This window comes from Bacillus sp. OV322 (genome assembly GCF_900112495.1).
Taxonomy (GTDB): Bacteria; Bacillota; Bacilli; order Bacillales; family DSM-1321; genus Peribacillus.
In genome coordinates, this window is record NZ_FOMA01000001.1 from 31,001 (window position 1) to 53,341 (window position 22,341).

22 protein-coding genes are annotated in these 22,341 nt (G+C 41.3%); 11 read left to right on the top strand and 11 right to left on the bottom strand.

The features are described from left to right. Positions 1-48 precede the first annotated feature (48 nt). Positions 49-1,245, top strand: a complete 1,197-nt coding sequence (yhbH, locus tag BM126_RS00155; protein WP_371261386.1) for a sporulation protein YhbH — start codon at positions 49-51, stop codon at positions 1,243-1,245. Between the two features lie 358 nt (positions 1,246-1,603). Here yhbH and BM126_RS00160 read toward each other — a convergent pair whose 3' ends face one another. Then, complete coding sequence (locus tag BM126_RS00160; RefSeq protein WP_090987097.1) at positions 1,604-2,524, bottom strand: aldo/keto reductase; 921 nt, start codon at positions 2,522-2,524, stop codon at positions 1,604-1,606. A gap of 220 nt (positions 2,525-2,744) precedes the next feature. Here BM126_RS00160 and BM126_RS00165 point away from each other — a divergent pair, with 220 nt between their 5' ends. Then, positions 2,745-3,413, top strand: coding sequence for an SOS response-associated peptidase (locus tag BM126_RS00165; protein ID WP_090987099.1), 669 nt, complete (start codon positions 2,745-2,747; stop codon positions 3,411-3,413). 31 nt (positions 3,414-3,444) lie between these two features. Here the strand turns inward: BM126_RS00165 and BM126_RS00170 are convergent, their stop codons facing one another. Then, positions 3,445-4,071, bottom strand: a complete 627-nt coding sequence (locus tag BM126_RS00170; RefSeq protein ID WP_090987101.1) for a DNA-3-methyladenine glycosylase — start codon at positions 4,069-4,071, stop codon at positions 3,445-3,447. Between the two features lie 167 nt (positions 4,072-4,238). Between BM126_RS00170 and proC the strand changes: the two genes are divergently transcribed. After that, positions 4,239-5,051, top strand: coding sequence for a pyrroline-5-carboxylate reductase (proC, locus tag BM126_RS00175; protein ID WP_090987103.1), 813 nt, complete (start codon positions 4,239-4,241; stop codon positions 5,049-5,051). 378 nt (positions 5,052-5,429) lie between these two features. Here proC and BM126_RS00180 read toward each other — a convergent pair whose 3' ends face one another. After that, positions 5,430-5,765: a phage holin family protein gene (locus BM126_RS00180; RefSeq protein ID WP_071351344.1), complete on the bottom strand. Its 336-nt coding sequence runs from the start codon at positions 5,763-5,765 to the stop codon at positions 5,430-5,432. 149 nt (positions 5,766-5,914) lie between these two features. Here BM126_RS00180 and BM126_RS00185 point away from each other — a divergent pair, with 149 nt between their 5' ends. Continuing rightward, positions 5,915-7,291 carry an FAD-binding oxidoreductase gene (locus BM126_RS00185; protein WP_090987105.1) on the top strand — a complete coding sequence of 459 codons (1,377 nt, stop codon included), beginning with the start codon at positions 5,915-5,917 and terminating at the stop codon, positions 7,289-7,291. A gap of 123 nt (positions 7,292-7,414) precedes the next feature. On the opposite strand, the gene ald is transcribed toward BM126_RS00185, so the two are convergent. From ald to BM126_RS00210, 5 genes are all read right to left on the bottom strand, one after another. Further along, positions 7,415-8,548, bottom strand: a complete 1,134-nt coding sequence (gene ald / locus BM126_RS00190; protein WP_090987107.1) for an alanine dehydrogenase — start codon at positions 8,546-8,548, stop codon at positions 7,415-7,417. A 244-nt stretch (positions 8,549-8,792) separates the two neighbouring features. After that, positions 8,793-9,635 (bottom strand): EcsC family protein, encoded by an 843-nt coding sequence (locus BM126_RS00195; protein ID WP_090987109.1) that lies wholly within the window; start codon positions 9,633-9,635, stop codon positions 8,793-8,795. A 35-nt stretch (positions 9,636-9,670) separates the two neighbouring features. Continuing rightward, positions 9,671-10,924: a helix-turn-helix domain-containing protein gene (locus BM126_RS00200; RefSeq protein ID WP_090987111.1), complete on the bottom strand. Its 1,254-nt coding sequence runs from the start codon at positions 10,922-10,924 to the stop codon at positions 9,671-9,673. A gap of 133 nt (positions 10,925-11,057) precedes the next feature. Continuing rightward, a complete protein-coding gene (locus tag BM126_RS00205; protein WP_090987113.1) occupies positions 11,058-12,056 on the bottom strand; it encodes an inorganic phosphate transporter in 999 nt (332 codons plus the stop codon). 14 nt (positions 12,057-12,070) lie between these two features. Next, entirely contained in the window at positions 12,071-12,688 is a 618-nt protein-coding gene (locus BM126_RS00210; protein ID WP_071351350.1) for a DUF47 domain-containing protein, read from the bottom strand. A 354-nt stretch (positions 12,689-13,042) separates the two neighbouring features. Between BM126_RS00210 and BM126_RS00215 the strand changes: the two genes are divergently transcribed. From BM126_RS00215 to BM126_RS00225, 3 genes are all read left to right on the top strand, one after another. Beyond that, positions 13,043-13,873, top strand: a complete 831-nt coding sequence (locus BM126_RS00215; protein ID WP_090987115.1) for an aldo/keto reductase — start codon at positions 13,043-13,045, stop codon at positions 13,871-13,873. Positions 13,874-14,515: 642 nt separating this feature from the next. Next, a complete protein-coding gene (locus tag BM126_RS00220) occupies positions 14,516-14,770 on the top strand; it encodes a GlsB/YeaQ/YmgE family stress response membrane protein (protein WP_090987117.1) in 255 nt (84 codons plus the stop codon). A gap of 28 nt (positions 14,771-14,798) precedes the next feature. Beyond that, entirely contained in the window at positions 14,799-15,053 is a 255-nt protein-coding gene (locus BM126_RS00225; RefSeq protein WP_090987119.1) for a GlsB/YeaQ/YmgE family stress response membrane protein, read from the top strand. A 78-nt stretch (positions 15,054-15,131) separates the two neighbouring features. Here BM126_RS00225 and BM126_RS00230 read toward each other — a convergent pair whose 3' ends face one another. Further along, entirely contained in the window at positions 15,132-16,028 is an 897-nt protein-coding gene (locus tag BM126_RS00230; protein ID WP_090987121.1) for an RluA family pseudouridine synthase, read from the bottom strand. 225 nt (positions 16,029-16,253) lie between these two features. Between BM126_RS00230 and BM126_RS00235 the strand changes: the two genes are divergently transcribed. Continuing rightward, complete coding sequence (locus tag BM126_RS00235) at positions 16,254-16,673, top strand: DUF5365 family protein (RefSeq protein WP_090987123.1); 420 nt, start codon at positions 16,254-16,256, stop codon at positions 16,671-16,673. 172 nt (positions 16,674-16,845) lie between these two features. Here the strand turns inward: BM126_RS00235 and BM126_RS00240 are convergent, their stop codons facing one another. Both BM126_RS00240 and BM126_RS00245 read right to left on the bottom strand, forming a co-directional pair. Beyond that, entirely contained in the window at positions 16,846-17,316 is a 471-nt protein-coding gene (locus BM126_RS00240; protein ID WP_090987125.1) for a thioredoxin family protein, read from the bottom strand. Next, complete coding sequence (locus BM126_RS00245) at positions 17,313-17,750, bottom strand: disulfide oxidoreductase (protein ID WP_090987127.1); 438 nt, start codon at positions 17,748-17,750, stop codon at positions 17,313-17,315. Before BM126_RS00245 ends, BM126_RS00240 begins: the two co-directional genes overlap by 4 nt. Before the next feature lie 443 nt (positions 17,751-18,193). Between BM126_RS00245 and BM126_RS00250 the strand changes: the two genes are divergently transcribed. The 3 genes from BM126_RS00250 to BM126_RS00260 all read left to right on the top strand — a co-directional run bounded on the left by BM126_RS00250 (position 18,194) and on the right by BM126_RS00260 (position 22,233). Next, entirely contained in the window at positions 18,194-19,744 is a 1,551-nt protein-coding gene (locus tag BM126_RS00250) for a bifunctional GNAT family N-acetyltransferase/carbon-nitrogen hydrolase family protein (protein WP_177201301.1), read from the top strand. A gap of 148 nt (positions 19,745-19,892) precedes the next feature. Further along, complete coding sequence (locus BM126_RS00255) at positions 19,893-21,623, top strand: phospho-sugar mutase (RefSeq protein WP_090987131.1); 1,731 nt, start codon at positions 19,893-19,895, stop codon at positions 21,621-21,623. 70 nt (positions 21,624-21,693) lie between these two features. Then, a complete protein-coding gene (locus tag BM126_RS00260; protein ID WP_090987133.1) occupies positions 21,694-22,233 on the top strand; it encodes an NADPH-dependent FMN reductase in 540 nt (179 codons plus the stop codon). Positions 22,234-22,341 lie beyond the last annotated feature (108 nt).

Genomic DNA, 22,341 nt, shown 5'->3' on the forward strand with positions numbered 1-22,341 from the left:
GCAGAGCGTTCAGTTCACACTACCATAGCGTATGCTATGAAATGAAAAATGTGCAAAATTTTTAAGGAGGGGAATACAGTGACGGAAGAGAATAACCATCAGTTTGTCATTTCGCAGGAAGATTGGTCCCTCCACCGTAAAGGCTTTGATGATCAGCAAAGGCATCAGGAAAAGGTGCAGGAAGCAATTAAGAATAATTTACCCGACCTGATTTCTGAAGAAAGCATCGTAATGTCAAACGGGCGGGATGTTGTGAAAATACCAATAAGGTCATTGGATGAATATAAAATTCGTTATAATTATGATAAAAATAAGCATGTAGGCCAAGGAAGCGGAGACAGCCAGGTAGGAGATGTGGTAGCCCGGGACGGCTCTGCAGAAAAGGGGCCAGGCAAAGGCCAGGGAGCCGGTGACCAGGCTGGGGAAGATTATTATGAAGCAGAAGTATCCATGCTTGAAATAGAGGAGGCCCTTTTCAGCCAGCTTGAACTTCCTAATCTTCAGCAAAAGGATCCTGATGAACATACACTTGAGCATATTGAATTCAATGATATCAGGAAAACAGGGCTCATGGGAAATATCGACAAAAAGAAGACTATGATTACAGCTTTTAAAAGAAATGCATTAAGCGGAGAACCCGGGTTTCATCCAATCATTAAGGAAGATTTCAAATTTAAGACATGGAATGAAGTCGAAAAGCCGGAATCCAAGGCAGTTGTTCTGGCTATGATGGACACCTCTGGTTCAATGGGATTATGGGAAAAGTACATGGCCCGCAGTTTTTTCTTCTGGATGAACCGCTTTTTGCGCACTAAATACGAAACCGTTGAAATTGAGTTTATTGCCCATCATACTGAGGCGAAGATTGTGCCGGAGGAAGACTTTTTTACAAAAGGCGAAAGCGGGGGAACCATTTGCTCTTCCGTGTACAGAAAAGCTTTAGAACTTATTGATTATAAATATGATCCTGATAAATTCAATATTTATCCTTTCCATTTTTCCGACGGAGATAATCTGACTTCTGATAATGCAAGATGTGTAAAGCTTGTAAATGAACTGATGAAGGTATCCAATATGTTCGGATACGGTGAGGTCAATCAATACAACAGGCATTCTACCTTGATGACTGCCTATAAAAATATTAATAACGAAAAATTCCGCCATTATATTCTAAAACAAAAAGCAGATGTTTTTCATGCGATGAGAAGTTTCTTTAAGAAGGAAGAGTCAGGAATGTATGTATAGAAAAACCCCTGGCGCCAGCACTGATGCTGGCTGCCGGGGGTTTTTTCATATTCATGTCATGCCGCACTGAGACTTAAGTGAGCAGTAAATATAGAAGGCTGCAAACTTTGCTGCGATGGGTCAAGCTGGCTCATTTCCGCTCCAGGATGCTCGCATGCTCGTTTTTTCCAGGGCGGGCGGGAGCCTCCTCAGCAGCGCCTGCAGTGTCTCGACTGTTCCGCTAATCCCGCAGGAGTTTCGCGCCTTCCGCTCCGCCAGCCCGATTTAAATCTGGGATCTCCTCACATAACTCATTAAAAAACTATCTTTATGAAGAGAACCAAAAAAAAGGAGCGTATATCAGGTCCTCTCCCTGTAATCAGCTGGAAACATTTTGAGGATGTTCTGCAGCAGCAAGATCGGCTGCTTTAGCATTCAGGGCAACTTGTTCAGGGTTTTTACATCCAGGGATTACACTGGTCACAGCTGAGTGCTTCAGGCACCAGGCAAGTGCCCAGGAAGCCATGGATACCCCTTCTGGAACTTCTGTTTTCGCGATTTCCTCCACTTCTTTCAAAAGTTTTGCAGTTTGATCAGAGTCGTGCCTTGAACGGACATCATTGCTTTCAAAGGCAGCTCCAGGCTTGTATTTGCCGCTTAAATATCCGCTTGCTAAAGGAACACGGGCAAGAACACCCAAATTTTGTTCAATGCTTAAGGGGAAAATGGACTCTTCAGGAGAGCGTTCCAGGCGATTGTATACAACCTGTATAGCACCTGCACCGACATCCTTTGCCTTAGCTGTCTGGTAGCTGTCGTTATTTTGCTTCAGCGAAATGCCGAGGCAGCGGATTTTGCCTGCCTGCTTTTGCTTATCCAGCATCGTCCATAATGTATCATTATTAAATTCTTCATCTGTGCAGGAATGTGCCTGATAAAGGTCAATATAATCTGTATTCAGCGACTTTAGCGAAGAGTCAAGCTGATTCAGGACATCACGGGCGTCCCAATGTCTTGTCCTGTCAAAGTTCCCGTGAAAATGATGGCCGAATTTCGTGGCGACAATCCAGTCTTCCCTTTTATTGCGTCTCAGATAGTCACCGATAAAACGTTCAGATAAATGGTCGCCATAGCATTCGGCAGTATCGATGAAGTTGATTCCCTCATTATGTGCTGCCTCCAGTATACTATCTACGTCTGACTGGGTGAAATTCACGCCCCATTCTCCGCCAAACTGCCAGGTTCCTAATCCAATAACAGAAATATCCAAATTCGTTTTGCCTAAAGTTCTATACTTCATTTTTTCACCCCTGAATCATAATTTTTCCCTAAAATTATAACATGGGCAGTAAGCGTTTTTATAATGCCGAGTCTTGTGCCTGCACCGTAAATCAGCAAGCAAGTATAACAAAGTCTGATTATAAAAAGGAGGGTGCCAGAGAGGTCGGTATAAAGCACTTTGTAGGGAAGGGCGATATGGGGTATATTTACGGTATCAGAACGACAGGAGGGAATCAGGAATGTGCGGAAGGTATAATCTCTTTTCAGAACTAAAGGTAATTGCGGAGCGTTTCCAGCTGAATAATGCACCAGCATTGGAAATGAAAGAGCGGTATAACATAGCACCGGGACAGGATATTTTCGCCGTGGTCAGGGATGGTGAAGTACAAAATGCAGGAACATATTTCAGGTGGGGTTTGGTGCCGGGGTGGGCAAAGGATCCAAAAATCGGCTATAAAATGATAAATGCACGTGCAGAAACCATAGATGTAAAGCCGTCATTCAAGAATATCCTTAAAAGAAACCGATGCTTAATCATCGCCGATGGTTTTTATGAATGGAAAAAAGAAGAAGACAAGAAGCAGCCGTATCATATTACATTAAAAAATAGAGAACCTTTTGCTTTTGCGGGGTTGTGGGATGAATGGGAGCATGAAGGGGAAATATTAAAAACCTGTACAATCATTACGACAGAAGCCAACCATTTGATGAAGGAAATACATCACCGCATGCCGGTCATATTAACGCGGGAAAATGAAGATGCATGGCTTAATTCTGACGAATCAGGAGCAGAGGAGCTGACATCCATGCTTCTGCCCTATGATTCTTCAAAAATGGAAGCCTACCCGATTTCGGCCATGGTGAATTATGCAAAAAATGAGGGGAAGGAAATTATCAATTCATTATAGACTGCCTTGGGAGATTGGGACAGGCTATCTGCTATCTTGAGAGATACATGCTGCCTGAGATCCAAAATCGCCACGGGTAGTCCTTTGCTTCACCTGAATTATCAATGCCGATTCTCGGGCCTGCAGAAATCTTCTCAGGTTTTATGCCGGGGGATAAGTAAAGGGAAGAGTCTGTAAAACTGTTTCCATAATCCATCATGGTGATTCCAAGTGCTTTTGTTAATTTGCCCGGACCGTTTGTCAGCTTCCTGACGTCCTCCAGGCCTCTGCGCTGCTGCATAAGGGGAATTCCTTCATATGGCTCCACGGCGCGTATGAGGATGGCTTCAGGAGTTTCTGTTCCCCCTGAAACAACGTTGACTAATGTATGGGTATGCATCACATACGTATAGATCAATCCAGATTCCCCGAACATGATTTCAGTTCGTTTTGTCCGCCGGTTATTGTAGCTGTGCGCGGCCCGGTCACCCGGCCCCATGTATGCTTCTGTTTCAACGATAAATCCTGAAGCTGTCCCATCTGGAGTCTCTTTAACAAGCAGGCACCCAAGCAGCTCCTGTGCTAGCTCCAGAGTGGGTTTTTGAAAGAACTGCGGCTGAAGAGGAGAAGGTTCTATTTCTTCTTGAAGCAATGATTGAAGCAAAAATTCTTTTTTCATGTAAAAACCTCCTCGGGTACTTTTGTTTTTAAATTTCCCTTTTTGGCATAAAAAAAACACTGTTGAATTTCTGTACATCACAGAGAAATTCGGATAGAGTAGTAACGGCCAGTGCATTAGGCTATATTAATAAGTGTCAAAAGCTAATAGAAGCAGGATGTGGAATTATGGATAAAAAAATCGGATTTATCGGGTGCGGGAAAATGGGGCAGGCCATTCTTGGCGGACTGATTGATGCAAAAGCAGCAGATCCAGGCCAGATAACAGTGAGCACTGCAAACGAAGCTACCTTGTTAATGCTTAAGGAGAAATTCAAGGTAGGGGTTTCCCTTGATAATAAAGAAATAGCCGCTGGTTCAGATGTATTATTTCTAGCGGTTCAGCCTTCACTTCATGAACAAATCATCGGTGAAATTAAAGAAGTTATCCAGGATCATGCGGTTATCATTACAATTGCTGCCGGCATCACTCTCGATATGGCCGGGCGGTTTTTTGGCAAAAAGGTGAAGATAGTCCGCACTATGCCGAACACGCCTTCCCTCGTTGGAGAAGGAATGACTGCAATGTGCATAAATGGTGAAGTTTCAAAAACAGATCTGGAATATGTACAGGTGCTTTTAAACAGTTTTGGAAAAACAGAGCTTGTAGATGAAAGCCTGATGGATTCCATTCCTGCAATAAGCGGTTCTTCGCCTGCATTTGTGTACATGTTTATCGAAGCGATGGCAGACGGCGGCGTAAGGGACGGCATTCCAAGGAAGCAGGCATACAAACTGGCTGCACAGGCCGTTTTGGGTGCAGCCAAAATGGTGCTGGATACAGACAAGCATCCCGGGGCGCTGAAAGATGATGTATGCACGCCTGGAGGCTCTACCATTCAAGCTGTTGCAGCTCTTGAAGAAAAAGGTTTCCGGTCGGCTGTTTTAGAAGCCATGAAGGTATGCACCGAAAAAAGCAAATCTTATTCTAATAATTGTTAAGCAAAGGTTCTTTACTAAAGATTGGTGTTTATTAATGGGTTTCGCGAGCTGAACACATTGTTAAATCAGCCATATTGTGCATAACAGTAAAGTTTTTCGAAAACAGACTAGCAAAAAAACACATGCCATATTAATCCGGCATGTGTTTTTTTAGGCTCTTTTCTTAAAGATTGTTGTTTTTCTAACTTATTATGAGAGACAATTCCATTGTTTAGTCAGGCTGATTGTAGCGTAAGGTGTGAGACTCCTGCTTAGATTAGCGGGAAGGTGAGACCCGCAGGCGCAGCCGAGGAGGCTCACCGCCTGCCCCGCGGAAATCAACCAACTTGTTTCATAGCAACAAAGTTTACGATAACAGCCTTTTTTTATCGTTCATATTCATGTATCTTTTTTTACTAAAATGCTTTGGGCGAGTGTTAAAAGCAGCGAGCCAATAAAGGCTCCCCAAAAGGAAGTGACTTCAAAGCCGCTGACTAAATATGAGGTGAGATAAAAGGCAATAGCGTTAATGACAAACGAGAAAAGACCGAAAGTAAGAATGGTAATAGGAAGTGAAATCAGGTGCAAAACCGGTTTAACGATAAGGTTTACGATGCCTAAGATAAAGATAGCAATCAAAGCTGTGATATAGGAGTCGACTGAAATGGAATCAAGCAGCCAGGCAATGGCCATTAATAGCAGGCCATTGACTAAAAAACGAAACAGTGCATTCATAATAGTACCTCCTCGCAGTCTTAACTGGCGGAATATACCTGCAGTCAAATTTAATTAACATTGTTGAGCCGATTTGTTATCATAAATATGAAGGAATATTCTAAATAATTATACAAAAATAAACACAGCAATGAAAAGAGGGAACATCAATGGCAAATTATTTAAAAGGCTTGCAGGAAATTTTCGATGAATCCAGGATATCGGTAAATGAAACGATTTTAGAACAGCATAGCAGAGATGAGTCATATCATACCCCAGCTTTGCCGGATGTGGTCGTTTTTCCGGAAAATGCAGATGAAGTCAGCAGGATTTTAAGCTTTGCGAACAAACAACATATTCCAGCCGTGCCGTTCGGGCTCGGTTCAAGCCTTGAAGGCCATGTTATCCCTTATCGCGGAGGCATATCCATAGATATGTCACTGATGAATAAAGTGCTCGAAGTGAGGGAGCAGGATTTTTTGGTTAAGGTTCAGCCTGGTGTAACAAGAACACAGCTTAATAAGGAATTAAAAAAATATGGTTTGTTTTTCTCTGTTGATCCAGGTGCAGATGCAACCATCGGCGGCATGGCTGCAACAAATGCGAGCGGTACCACATCTGTTAAATATGGCATCATGAGAGATCAGGTGAGAGATCTTGAAGTGGTGCTTGCTGACGGGAGGATTATACATACAGGCGGGCTTGCGAGCAAGTCTTCTTCCGGTTTGAATTTGAACGGTTTGTTTGTCGGATCAGAAGGAACGCTAGGTGTATTTACTGAGCTCACCCTGAAGGTATACGGCATTCCTGAAGTAACAGCGGCAGGAAGGGCCTCGTTTCCTTCTGTTGCCCAGGCAGTGGAAGCGGTCAATGGAATCATGATGGCCGGCATACCTATTGCCAGGATCGAGCTTGTGGACGCCCAGTCCATCGTGCAGGTTAATAAATATATGAATGCTTCTTTTGAAGAAAAACCAACCCTATTTCTAGAGTTCCATGGAAACCGTGCCGGATTGGATCAGGATGTTGCTTTTGCAAGGGAAATCGTGAAAGACCTTGGCTGCAGTGACATTCAATTTGAAACAGATTCTAAAGTCCGCAATGAGCTTTGGGAGGCAAGGCATAATCTCGCCTATTCCTTTATTCATAGTTTTCCAGGAAAAAAATTAATGGTGACGGATGTTAGTGTTCCTTTGGATGAACTTTCACCTGCAATCAGCGATACGAGGAAGAAAATTGATTCTTCAAACATTGAAGGAGCCATTGTAGGCCATGTAGGCGATGGTAACTACCATGTGCTTTTCATGATTGATCTCAAAAATCCTGAAGAAGTGATGGAAGCTAAAAAACTGAATGAAGAAATAGTTGAGTATGCCTTATCCAAGGACGGGACCTGTACGGGAGAGCATGGAGTCGGTATGGGCAAGATCAAGTATCAGCGCAGGGAGCATGGAAATGCCTATGATGTCATGCACAGCATCAAAAGGGCATTAGATCCGAATTGCATCATGAATCCGGGAAAGATTTTCGAAGAAGAGGCTTACTGACATTTTTGAAGAAGAAAGCTGCCCAAACCACTATTGTTGGGCAGCTTACATGCAAGGGTTAAAAATATTTAATAAAAAAAGCTGCAGACGGCTTCTTTTACAGGAGCTGTCTGCAGTCTTTTATTAAGCGTTGATATTTTCGCTGAATAAAGCTTTTTCAACGCTGACATATTGCAGGCCAAGATCGGAGGCAACCGCTTCGAATGTGATTTCGCCATTGGCTACATTCACTCCCTGAGCAAGAGCCGCATTATCCTTGATTGCCTGTACTGCGCCTTTGTTAGCAATTTGCAGTGCGTATGGGATGGTTACATTCGTCAGGGCAATCGTAGATGTCTGAGGAACAGCACCTGGCATATTTGCAACTGCATAATGAACAACGCCATGTTTTACGTAAGTAGGATTATCATGTGTTGAGATTTTGTCGGCTGTTTCAAAAATACCGCCTTGGTCAATGGCCACGTCCACGATAACAGAACCGTCCGCCATGGCTTTTACCATTTCTTCAGTGACCAGCTTAGGTGCTTTGGCACCAGGAATTAAAACAGCACCTATAACAAGGTCTGATTCAGCCACGGCATGAGCCAGATTGTATGGATTGGAAATCAGGGTGGTAATCTGGTTTCCGAAAATGTCATCCAGCTGGCGAAGGCGCTCTGGGCTCAAATCGATAATTGTTACATCTGCTCCAAGACCGATTGCCACTTTAGCAGCGTTCGTGCCGACAACACCGCCGCCGACGATTGTTACTTTGCCTCTTTTAACTCCAGGTACACCGCTTAAAAGGATTCCTTTTCCGCCCTGAGGCTTTTCTAGGAACTGGGCGCCGATTTGGGCAGCCATTCTGCCTGCAACCTCGCTCATAGGAGTCAATAGCGGCAGAGTGCGATTTACGGAAACGGTTTCATAAGCAATCGCCAAAATACCGCTGTCTTTCAATGCCTTAGTAAGGCTTGGTTCTGCAGCAAGGTGCAAATATGTGAAAAGAATTAAATCTTTGCGGAAATATCGATATTCACTGGCAATAGGCTCTTTAACTTTAAGGACCATTTGAGCTGTTGTCCAGACGTCTGAAGCTTCCTCCGTAATGATGGCGCCAGCAGCGATATATGCTTCATTTGAAAAGCTGCTTCCTAAACCCGCATTTTTTTCAATATACACTTCATGGCCAGCTTCGACTAAAGCAACAACGCCAGCAGGAGTAATGGCAACACGATTTTCATTATTTTTTATTTCTTTTGGAATCCCAATACGCATGATTAAATACCCCCAAGAAAAAATTTCAACCTTTGTACAAAAATTATAAGCATAAAACTTCAATCTTTGTTTGTAGAAAACAGAAAATTAAAAAAGGGTCATTTGTGGAATTCCACAAACGACCCTTCTGTATAGGTACTGCAAGTCACTGATAGCTCCATGAGATTGCATTCTTGAGGCTGTCACTGTTTATATCGTAAAGCCTTTTAGATGAACGGTGCACAGCTGACATCTAAAAGGAAGCTTATTCACCGGCTGCATCCGTAATATGTGATTGCTTTTCAGCAAGGCGTTCCATAATTCTGCGTTTACGGTACAGCATGCCGGCTGTTTCGCCGATATCAGCTATCATGGACCTGTTTGTAAATGCACCAAAAATCATTCCTGCAACCGGGACCATCTGCAATAATTTTTTCCATCCATACTGGTCGCGGTATGTATATATGACTTCACGCCACCCTTGAAGCTGTGACATCATGGCTTGAGATTCTCTTGCATCAGAATAGGAAGAAAGCTCATTTAATATTGCTTCCTTGCCGACTGTATCTGCTGTAGCAAATTGCATGCATTTTACGATAAAGATTCTTTCTTTTTTCACTTTAGGATTATAACCGTACGCAATGGCTGTATCTTGTATGGTCTTTAAAGAAAGGCCAAGCAGGATCGGGATATCGACTGCCAGTGTGAAAACACCGCCGATTCCTGTTGATGCACCCTGTATGGCGGCCAGCTGTTTGCTTGAATCATTAAGATCATCACTTACTGATTTCATAACAGACAGCGGGACATTTTGTATGTCGCTAATAGAAGTGAAAACCGCATCTGGCATCTGAATTTGCATTTTATGGAGAACATGCTTTTCCTTTGTCAGATATTGGCCGCCTGTCTGTACGAAGCTGCCCAGCTCATCCAGCAGGACGCCGAGTTTTTTCTGGATAAAAGCGGGCGTGAATTTATCCAGAAGCTTGAAGGGGATTCTGCCGATTTTTTCCCAAAACCATAATCCCTTTTGTGCTTTTTCCCATTTTTTAATAATCCTAAGTTCTTCGTTTAACTGTTCTGTCGATTCCCTTATCACTTCGTCCATCATTCCTTTATTTGAAATTTTAATATGGCAAAGGGTTATGGTTTCATAAGAAATTCTTTATATTGTTCAGTTTTAAGATGCAGAAACAATGACATTTTCTGAAGCGGATCACGGAGGTTAATATGTGCCACTTCAGAAATTCGTTTCAGCCTGTAATTCAGGGTATTTGCATGTACATGCAGCGACTTTGCCGCTTCATTGGGATGGCAATCCTTTTCTAAGTATATTAACAAGGTTTCAAGCAGGCCAGTGGCATTTTTTGCATCATATTCCTTTAACAATGAAAGGGAAGAATGCTCCTGCTGGTTGTGCTTTCCGCTCACTAAATAGTCCAGGGTCCTAAAGATGCCCAGCTGCTCATAAAGAATCATGTCTGCTGTATCCTTTGGAAATGCATGTTTCATCTTTAATGTGTAGAGGGCTTCCTGATAGCTATGCATTGATTGGGAAAGAAGCTGATAAACATTTCCTGCTGCACCCATAATATCTTTTACTGCAAAACGGTTTTTCATTTCCATAATGAAGTAAGGCACAAATTCATAAAGGGAAGAGATGAAATTTTCTTTTTTTTCTGTTCCTGCCAGCAGAATTAATTTGTTTTGATCAATGGTATAATAGTAAACCTTCGTTTTCTGTGTTGTTAAAAGCATATAAGAAATATTCCGTTCAATATCTCTGGTAATTTCTTCAGGAAATTCAAACACAATGACAGAAAGTACATAAGGAGAGTGCAGCGGAAAATGGGACAGATGTTCCTGAACTTCTTCTTCATCCTTAAAGTGGCCAGTCAGTAAGCGCCAAAGAAACTCCTGATTGCCAGCTTCGAGCTGTTTCTTCTTTAAGTGATGCTGCTGCAGCTGATTTTTTGCTTCTCTGGCTGCCTGCTGCAAAAATTCTAAATCTTCGTCTGAAAAAGGTCTGTCCACTTGAAGCGCCCATATAAATCCGAGTACTTCATTTTGCTTTCGTATGCTAACGGCAGCTCTGCTGCCAAGTCCGACTTCTGTAATTGCCTGCACCTTTATCGGCATATCTTCTTTAAGAAGGGCTGGGATGATTCCATCCTTCCAAAGACTGTTAATTACTTTTTCAGGAACACGTTTTCCAATAATTGTGGAAATTCTCGCTTTATCAGTCGTATCTTCATGCATGCTGTAGGCAAGCAGGCGGTGATTATTGTCTTCGATTGTGACAGGACACCCTAGTACCGAGCTGATACGGTCAGCGAATTCCATTAAATCACCAAACAGCCCTTTAAAGATATCTCTGTTTTTATTGGAATTCTTCATTTTTAAAATCCCCCTTACTAAAATTTTAATCTATTTTGGGGAATTAATCATAAAAAAATCTCTAAAGATCCACGGAAGTATATATGGGTCATTTAGAAAAATCCATCCTGAACAATTCAGAATGGATTTTTTTTTAAAAGATTAAATTTAAAATTGTGTAGATGGCAGCTGCTAGCGTTGCGGAAATTGGAAGCGTGATGAACCATGTAATCACCATGCGCTTTGCAGTGCCCCATTTAACTCCTTTTATTCTATGTGAAGAACCTACACCAAGAATGGAAGAGGAGATAACATGGGTTGTGCTGACAGGCAGGTGGATGAAGGTTGCTCCAAAAATGATGGCAGCTCCTGTAATATCGGCAGCTACACCATTTACAGGGCGGATTTTCATGATTTTGCCGCCGACTGTTTTGATGATTTTCCAGCCTCCGATAGAAGTCCCAAGACCCATTGCAGCCGCACATGAAATTTGGACCCATAAAGGAATATCAGTGCTTTTAACCAATCCTGCAGAGATTAAAGCAAGGGTGATAATACCCATCGATTTTTGTGCATCATTCGTTCCATGTGAATAGGACTGAATGGCAGCCGTCAATATTTGAATAAGACGGAATCTTTTATTTGTTTTTGTAAGATTATTGTTCTTGAATACCACTTTGAAAATGCTGTAAATAAGATAACCGACCCCAAAAGCCAGAAGAGGGGAGATAATTAGAGCTTCAAGGATTTTAATAAAACCGCTCCATCTAATTATTCCAAATCCTGAAGCTGCAATCGCTGCTCCTGCGATGGAACCGATCAAAGCATGTGAAGAGCTGCTTGGTATCCCGTAGTACCAAGTAATAAGATTCCAGGCAATCGCTGCTATTAAAGCAGCAAGTATAACAACCGAACCATGGCCAAGCTTATTGGGATCAACGATGTCACTTGTGATTGTCTTGGCAACTCCTGTGAATGTCATGGCTCCTATAAAATTCATGATGGAAGCCATGATTATTGCATGTCTTGGCTTTAAGGCTTTGGTTGAAACGGAGGTTGCTATTGCGTTTGCTGTATCATGAAAACCGTTTATGAAGTCAAAGCCAAGCGCGAAAACAACAATCAGTATAGTTAAAACTAATAAAGTATCCATGTATGGAGAACTCCTTAAGCGTTTTTCATGATAATAGATTCAAGTGTATTGGCCACTGTCTGGCAATAATCAGCAATTTCTTCAAGGTTTTCATAAATCTCTTTAAACTGGATAATACGGATTGGGTCCTTTTCTACAGTAAAGAGGTTTTTGATGGACTGGCGCTGAATGCCGTCACAAACAGATTCAAGATCCTTGATTTTAATTGCGTGCTCACGGATGTTCTGCAGCTTTTTAGTTGAAAGTGTCACAACGGCTGCATGAATTTCATACGCACAATTTTTGATTGCATCGACAAACTTCAGCATATACTCATCAGCATTGATGATGGAGTACATTTCGAATAGTGCTGCAGTATGCTCTAATCCATCCAGGACATCATCCATGTTCATGGCTAAAAGGAGAATATCCTCGCGTTCAATTGGTGTGATGAATGCGTTATTTAGCTCCTTGATGATATCGTGAACGTATGTATCGCCCTGATGTTCATAATCCTTCATTTTATCAGCAAACACTTTTAAGTCACTGACATTGTTCAGTTTAAAATCAGCAAAGAAATCGGCGCTTTCCTTAATATTTGAAGAAATACTATTAAGAAGAATTGCAAATTTGTCCTTTGATTTGAATACCATTTCAAGACCCCCATTATTATCAAGCATATATGCAGGCAAAGTATTGCGTGCATGACTTGCGAGTTTATTGTAACGAATTTTTTCAGTCATGTGGTAGTGATTTCGACGAAAATTTACAAAATCTTAACAAACTAAATTAAGAAAATTGAAAATAATGACGATCATCCTTCAAGTTTATATGTATATCCCATTTGCTTATTGTTTTTAGCTTGCTCTAGATCTGCAAAGATTATGACAGCTTTTGCCCTGCAGTCCGCAGGCAGCAGCTGGAAAAGAAAGTTTACAGGGCATATGGTTAGTAAAATTATTCCTGTCCATGTACAATAAAACATATCAAAAAAGGGGGTATTGATGATGATTAATAATATTAAAGGAACAGTTACGCTGAATAATGGAGTTGAAATGCCTCAGCTTGGCTTTGGTGTCTTTAAGGTGGAAAATGGAGATCAGACTGTTGAATCTGTAAAAAAAGCCCTCGAGGCTGGTTACCGTGCGATTGATACTGCTTCCATCTATGGAAACGAAGAAGGTGTAGGACAAGCAATCAGGGAAAGCGGAATTCCGCGTGAAGAGTTATTTATTACATCCAAGGTCTGGAATGATGACCAGGGTTATGACTCTGCTCTTGCAGCCTATGATGCCAGCCTTAAGCGGCTCGGCCTTGAATATCTGGATTTATATTTAATCCATTGGCCTGGCCAAGACAAGTATATTGACACATGGAAGGCATTGGAGAAGATTTACAATGACGGACGTGTCAAGGCAATCGGAGTGAGTAATTTCCACATACACCATCTAGAAAACCTGTTGGCCAGCAGCGAAGTAACACCTGTTATTAATCAAATTGAACTTCATCCCCGCCTCTCCCAGGAAGAAATAAGGGAGTTTTGTAAAAAGCATGACATTAAAGCAGAGGCATGGGGACCGCTCGGCCAGGGAAATCTGCTGGAAGAGCCGACGATCAGCCACATTGCCGAGAAACACGGCAAGACTCCGGCACAGATCCTTATCAGATGGCATTTACAGCATGGCATTGTTGTCATCCCTAAATCAGTAACACCATCAAGGATTGAACAAAATGCCCAAGTATTTGATTTTGAGTTAAGTATGGAAGAAATGAATAAAATAGACGCACTGAACATGAATGAACGCTTCGGTAAAAACCCTGATGAATTTATCTTTTAAATAGTCTGTTTGCGTAATAAGTGGCTGATTTCTGCCCCGGGGATGCTCGCTTCCCCGGGCCGGCGCTTTGCATCTGCACCAGCTGGGGCTCGCCTGTTCCAATAATTTAAGCAGGAGTCTCGCACCTTACGCTTCAATCAGCCCAATTTAACAACACTCTTTATAATCAGAACCTGACATATAAAAGGAAAGCTCCCCAGCTTTTCTTTTTTTATGCAACAAAATGTATAAAAATACAGTGTATATTCACAACTTACTACTGATACCCTGTTTTAAAAAGAATATTCAAAATTAATATACATTTTTTTATTCGAAAAAAAATGTTTTATCCATTTAGAAAGGGGGAAAGTAACCAATACAGCGGCGGAGAAAGCAACTAAGAAATATGGAAAGAAGGAAGGTGAACGATACCGGAAGAAACGGATGAATGAAAAAAACAAAAAGGTAAAAAATAAGATTGCAGCATTAAAAAAACTTAGAGTTCATTATTCCAAACAATGGCATTATAACTTATTAAAACTTTAAAGACTTCAATTTCTTAGTAAGCCGTAAGAGCAGGGGCAAAAGAGATCATATCTCTCCAGCTTCTTGAACACTATACATTGAATTAAAAAACTAAAATAATTTTAAGGAGGAAACAAAATGGGATTTTTATGGTCATTAATCATCGGAGGAATTATAGGCTGGCTTGCAGGCATGATCGTTGGACGTGACGTACCGTTTGGCATTATCGGAAACATCATTGCAGGTTTCATTGGTGCATGGTTAGGTTCACTAATCTTGGGAGACTGGGGTCCGGTTGTAGGAAACTTCGCCATTATTCCAGCATTGATTGGCGCGATTGTATTAGTATTCGTTCTAAGTTTGATCTTAAAAGGAACTAGAAGAGCTTCATAACTAACAAAAATTTAAGGAGGAATTTAAAATGGGATTTTTATGGTCATTAATCATCGGAGGAATTATAGGCTGGCTAGCAGGCATGATCGTTGGTCGTGACGTACCGTTTGGAATTATCGGCAACATCATTGCAGGCTTCATTGGTGCATGGTTAGGTTCACTTATCTTGGGAGACTGGGGTCCGGTTGTCGGAAACTTTGCCATCATTCCAGCATTAATTGGTGCCATTGTATTAGTTTTCATCTTAAGCATGATCTTAAGAGGAACCAGAAGAGCGTCTTAACAAAAAAAGCCTTCCCTATAACGGGAAGGTTTTTTTTTTGATTTTTGGCTATTGCTGTTAAAAAGCTAAGAAACATAGTTAGAAAATAGGAGGCACATCCAGGAAAGGAGCAACACAATCTACAGCTTGTTCCGTCAAAGGGTGTATGAAAGTTATTTTTCGGGCATGAAGTGCCTGGCGGGGGAAAATTCTCTTTCCTCCATATAATACGTCCCCTGCTAAAGGGTGGTTTATTGAGCTTAAATGAACACGGATCTGGTGTGTCCGTCCGCTTTCAAGTGTGCAGCTGATTAATGTCATTTTTTTATCTGGCCATCTTTTTTCCACTTTATAATGTGTAACGGCAGTTTGTCCTGATGGAGAAACTCTTCTTCTTGTCGGATGATGCCGATCCCGGCCAATATTCGTTCGGATTGTTCCTTTTTCTCCTTCTATTAAGCCCTCTGCTATTGCCAGATAGGTTCTCGATATTTCCCTTTCTTCAAGCATCCTGTCAAGAATGCTTCCCGCTAAGCGATTTTTTGCGAATATGACAGCACCGGTAGTATCTTTATCCAATCTGTGAATATGCTTTATCATGCAATTCTGTCCGGTGGCCTTTAAATGATAAGCCACACCATTAAGCAAAGTGTTTGAGATTTCTTGGCTTGAAGGATGTGTATCCATTCCAGCGGGTTTATTGGCTATTAAGAGGTGGTCATCTTCATAAAGTATTGAAATGCCAAGATCATTTGGCACGACTGGATTTTCTATCTCTTCATCAAAAACGGGAATGCTTATTTCATCGCCTTCCTTAAGTATTGAGGACCATTTAACAGGGACATCATTTAAGGTTATGTTTTTGCTCATTCTCCATTCATGTATTAACTTTTTGGGAGCCTGAAGGGCCGTGCGGAAAAAATCATCTATCGTTAAATTATTCCATTTACCCGGAATTGTGATTACAAGATGACTCCTTTTTCTGGTAATATTCATTGATAATCCTCCTAAATTCGACATTATCATCAAAAATTCGACAATATATGACAGAATTTTTGTCTTAATTCGGTAAAAAACTACTCCGTTAGACCTATTTAAATTTCTGTTGTGGGTATAATTACCACCGTCTTTTTAATCATAATATGATATTCTATTGTAAAGATATAGAAGTTTAAACCGATGAATAACATAGGTCTATACGACGTAAAAGGTGGTTTTTTTGTGAAGATTGTTTATTCTTCAACCTCTGAGCAAGAACAGGAAATTGGAAAATTGGTCTCTTACTTTTACAGCTCCATTTTTCCCAAATATTTTCATTTTGATGAAATCCTCCATTTTCAAGAAATTGGGGTTCTTCAGGTTGAAAAAAATTGCTTTACGTATTGCGGAACGTTAAAAGAAGCTTATCAAGTGATGACCTGCCTTCAGGTAATTCAGTTTATTCTGGAAAAAAAAGAAAAGCTGAGCCCGTTTCCGTTAGATAAACAGTCTGCGGCTTTATTTATGCGCAATATATCTTTATTAAATGATTCCGGCATTTTCTTTCCGTTTTTCTTAGATAACTTTGCATCATTGAAATGTAATGAAAATGAAACCGCATTAACGATGAATTGTGTGCCTGCCAACCAGTACTTAATTTAAGGCTTCATAAAAGCTTAAGTACCCCAATAATGATTTAAGCAGGGGGGAGGCGTTCGCTTCATCAATCAGCACTTTACTTTAACAAAGCCCTATTTTAAAGACTATTTACTGAATTTACAAGCGCTGTAAAGAGGCTGACTCCTTGAGTCAGCCTCTTTATGCTGGATGCGCTCTATTCTATTTTATTTTTTTGGAACCATTTCATATACGCTTTTTCCCCGTTATACCCGGTAATTCGGTCTTGCTCAACCCCGTTTTTATAATAAATAACGGCTGGTGCTGATTCAATATGATATTTTTCTTTGCCGCTTTGAAACTCCAGCAGGTTGTATTGAACAAGGTCGATTCCCATTTTTTCTGCCAAGGGCGCAACAACCGGTGTAGTTTTGATACATTCCTTACAGTCTGGGCTATAGAAATAAACCACTGTATTTTCGTGATCTTTTAATTTTTTGCTTAATTCATCAGGCAAAATCAGATTCTGGTAATTTGGATCTTTTAATTGGCCTATTGTTGCGGGTTTTAAACTTTTTTTGCCATAGGGATTGCCTTCAGACCTCTCATTTCTTTGCATGGAACTGATAAGGCTGATTGTGATAAACAAAGCCAGGACAACCAGTAGAAATATGGCAAATTTCTTCATGAAGCAGCCTCCCTGTTGAGCTTCCATACCGCAGCACTGCTAGTGAAGATGATTACAAACGCTATCAAGGCGAGCAGCGGGATGGTTACGAAGCCGAACCAATTGATGTAATCACTTGTGCAGGAAACTCTGCCACAGGATGCAGCGTGTTGCGTGAAAAAAGGAATTTTTTGAATGGAAAAATGATAAGCTGACAAGAACATGCCTATTCCTGATAGCATCATCGTATAAAAAACGATATGGTAATCTTTTTTGACGACAGCCGCACCTAAAAGCACTGTTAAAGGATACATGAGGATTCTTTGATACCAGCATAGCTTGCAAGGCTCAAAGTGTTTTATTTCAGAAAAATATAAACTGCCAAACATGGCAATAATTGCTGAGATCCAAGCAAGGAAAAGGAGATAATCTTTATTGCCTTTTTTGAAATTCATCTTTTCTCCACCTAATATTATTTTCTATTAAAAATTATAGTATGCAAAGGTGGTATATGTAAAATAATTGTGCCTTTTATAACGGTAATGGCTGGTTTATTCGTGCTGATCAGGAAAGCGGGAAGGAGGTAAGCTTGCTGTCTCTCTTTTAAAAGGGCTGTTTGCGCATACATTGCTGGGATCCAGGATGCTTGCTTCCCGCTAATCCCGCAGGAGTCTCGCACCTTACACTCCAATCAGCCCGGTTTAACAACGGGATTGCTTCTTAAAAAACAACATTCTTTAAGAAAAGAGCATTAATAAAACAACAGCGTGTAATAAATGCTGTTAAAGTAGGGATTCCTATAGATATGACGGGATATGGGAAGTTTCAATATATTCGTTTGGACTTACGCTAAAAAGGGTAAAACATATTGATTTTGGTTTACATAAAGGAGCTGCACATAATGACAAAGCTTGATTTGCATAAATTTGAAAAAATTATGGAAATAAGGAAAATGAAGCACAGTGATATAGATGAGATTATTGCTATGCAGGAGGTTTGCTTTCCCGGAATGATTCCATGGAAACGAGAGCAATTGGAAAGCCACCTGGATATTTTTCCTGACGGCCAGTTTTGTGCCGAATATGATGGCCGCGTAATTGGCTCTTGTTCGAGTTTAATCATAAATTTTGACGAATATGATGACCGCCATTCTTGGGATGATGTAACAGACAATGGCTATATTACGAATCACAACCCTGATGGATATAACCTGTATGGAATTGAAATTATGGTTCATCCTGATTTCCGCCGCATGAAAATCGGCCAGCGGCTTTATGAGGCCAGAAAAGAATTAGTGGCAGAATTGAACTTGAAAAGCATCATTATTGGCGGAAGGATCCCTAATTACCATAAACATGCTGATGAGATGTCACCAAGGGAATATGTTAAGGAAGTATCCCTGCATAAAATCTATGATCCGGTTTTATCTTTTCAGCTTTTAAACGGCTTTACTTTAATGAGGATTAATCCTAACTACCTTCCGGATGATAAACAATCCAATAAGTATGCAACGCTCATGGAATGGAACAATGTGGATTACCATCCTAAAACTAAGACATTCTTTAAAACTTCAGAACCAGTCAGGATCTGTGTGGTCCAATATATGATGAGGCAGATTAATTCGTTTGAGGATTTTGCCAGCCAGGTCGAATATTTTACCGATGTTGCTTCAGATGCAAACGCTGATTTTGCTGTTTTTCCCGAGCTTTTTACAACACAGCTGATGTCTTTCCTGAATGAGCGTACACCAAGTCTGGCAGTCAGGAAACTGACGGACTTTACGGAACAATATATTGAATTGTTCACTACCCTTGCAGTCCGATATAACGTAAATATTATCGGGGGATCGCACTTTGTCAAAGAAGATGATGAAAACATCTACAACATTGCCTACTTATTCCGCAGGGACGGAACGATTGAGAAACAGTATAAAATTCACATTACCCCGAATGAAAGAAAATGGTGGGGAATCAATGCAGGAGACAGGGTCAAGGTATTCGATACTGACTGCGGGAAAATAGCCATCCAGATATGCTATGACATCGAATTTCCTGAAATGGCGCGTATTGCCACAGAAATGGGAGCGAAAATCATATTTACTCCTTTTTGCACCGAAGATCGCCAGGGGTATCTCAGGGTTCGTTATTGTGCGCAGGCACGGGCGGTGGAAAACCAGATTTACACAGTTATTTCAGGTACTGTCGGAAATCTGCCCCAAACTGAAAATATGGATATCCAGTATGCGCAATCCGGTATATTCGCTCCTTCAGATTTTGAATTTGCACGCGATGGAATTGTAGGGGAAACAAATCCGAATCTGGAAATGGTCCTGATCGGGGATGTGGATCTTGAAATACTGCGCCGCCAAAGGCAATCCGGCACAGTGAGACAGCTTAAGGACAGAAGGCATGATATCTATAAAATTCAATATCAGTCAGGCCTTAAATAAAGAAAGTGCTGAGGGCCAGTTGTTTTCTTTAAAAAGAAACATTTTAAAGAATGGCTGGCCCGCAAGTACCTTCTCAATTTAGATAGATTATGATACCTTTTAAAATATACATAAAATAATAAATTTTACAAATAAGGGGCTGAGGACAATGGAATGGAAAGAACTCTATTCTTCATGGGCAAGTTATCAAAACTTAAATTCAGATCTTCGTGAAAAGCTTCAGGAAATGAAGCACGATGATGCAAAGCTTGAGGATGCATTTTATAAAAACCTGGAATTCGGCACAGGCGGAATGCGCGGGGAAATAGGCGCAGGGACAAACAGGATGAATATATACACTGTCCGGAAAGCAACTACTGGACTTGCCAGGTATATTCATTCATTCGGTGAGGATGCCAAAAAAAGAGGCGTTGTAATTGCATTTGATTCCAGGCACCAGTCTCCTGAATTCGCTATGGAGGCAGCAAAGACGCTTGCCACAAACGGCATTAAAGCATATGTATTCGATGAACTGCGGCCGACTCCGGAATTGTCGTTTGCTGTGCGGGAACTGAATGCTGTTTCCGGTATTGTCATCACCGCCAGCCACAATCCTCCTGAATATAATGGATACAAGGTTTACGGAGAGGACGGTGCACAGCTTGGCCTCGAAGCTGCAGATAAAGTCATCGGATTTATCAATGAAATAGAAAATGAATTAATCCTCCAGGTCGAAGAGAAAGACGCTTTGATGGAAAAGGGGCTTATTGAGATCATTGGAGAAGAGCTGGATGCCTCCTATAATGCCAAGCTGCTTACCCTTCCTGAAAACCAGGGCCTTTCGTCTGAAACGGATATTAATATTGTATTTACTCCTTTGCATGGCACCTCGAATAAGTCAGTAAGGCGTGCACTGAAAGATTTAGGATACAAAAATGTCCATATCGTTAAAGAACAGGAAAAGCCAGATCCAAACTTCTCTACGGTTGCCTCGCCAAATCCTGAGGAACATGCCGCTTTCGAAATGGCAATTGAACTTGGAAAAGAAGTTTCAGCAGACATCCTGATTGCAACAGATCCTGATGCTGACCGTTTGGGAATTGCCGTTAAAAACCTAGAAGGCGACTATACGGTTCTGACAGGAAACCAGACAGGTGCTCTAATGCTGGATTACCTGCTTGCTTCGAAGAAAGAAAAAGGAACCCTGCCTGAAAACGGAGCCGTCCTTAAAACAATTGTTACATCAGAAATAGGAAGGACTATAGCAAGCTCTTATGGCCTGGAAACTATAGACGTCCTTACAGGGTTCAAATTTATTGCAGAAAAAATCAGCGAGTTCCATCGTACGGGCCAAAAGACCTTTTTGTTTGGCTATGAAGAAAGCTATGGATATCTGATTAAGGACTTTGCAAGAGACAAAGATGCCATTCAGGCAAGCATCCTGGCAGCAGAGGTTTGCGCATATTATAAAAAGCAGGGGAAAACCTTGTATGAGGGCCTGCTGGATGTATTCAGGAAATATGGCTTCTACATGGAAGGCTTGCGGTCACTGACTCTAAAAGGGAAAAATGGGGCTACCCAGATTCAAGGCATACTTAATGAATTCCGTGAAAATCCTCCAAAAGAAATTGCAGGGAAAAATGTAGTGACGAGCGAGGATTATTTAAGCGGCCAAAGATTTTCGTGGGAGAATAATGAAGAAACAAATATTACGCTTCCTAAATCCAATGTACTTAAATACTTCCTTGAGGATGGAACGTGGGTATGCCTCCGACCATCAGGAACAGAGCCGAAGATTAAATTTTACTTTGGCGTTCAGGGATCAAGTATGGAAGAAGCAGAGGGGAAATTATCAGGGGTTATAGAAGACTTTATGTCAAAGATTAATAAACTTATTTAATCATAGAATTGGCAAGATTGATTGTTTATAACTGAAAAGTGACAAACTGCACCGATGGGAGAAAGTTATCATGAAATTGTTGGTTATTGGAGGTTCACCCCGCAAAAATGGCCGTACTGGGATTGCCGCACGGTTTATGGCTGAAAATCTGCAGGCGGAAATTATTGATTTAAGCAAGGCAGTACTGCCTTTATACAGCGGAGAAGACGAACAGCTGCAGAATGAAGATGTAAAACGCCTTCGCCAAGCAGCAGGAGAAGCGGACGGAATTATCCTGGCTTCCCCGGAGTATCATTCAGGAATGAGCGGTGCATTGAAAAATGCGCTCGATTTTCTGGGAAGCGAGCAATTCTCTCATAAGCCTGTGGCCCTGCTGGTTGTCGCAGGCGGGGGAAAAGGCGGAATCAATGCACTGAATAACATGAGAACCGTTGCAAGGGGGCTTTATGCAAATGTAATCCCTAAGCAGCTTGTGCTGGATCCTCACTGCTTTGATTATGAAAATGACACGCTGAATCCTGATCCGGCTTTACTGGCTGCGGCTCTTATGGATGAACTGAAGCTATATGTAAAGGCGTATTCATCATCCATAAAGGAATCCTTGCAATAGGATGTTTTGCCATTCACTGAATTAAAAAGAAGAGCTGACAATAATTTTGTCAGCTCAGATTATCGAAAAAGGGGGTATGGAATGGTTACATTCCCTACCCCCTTTTTG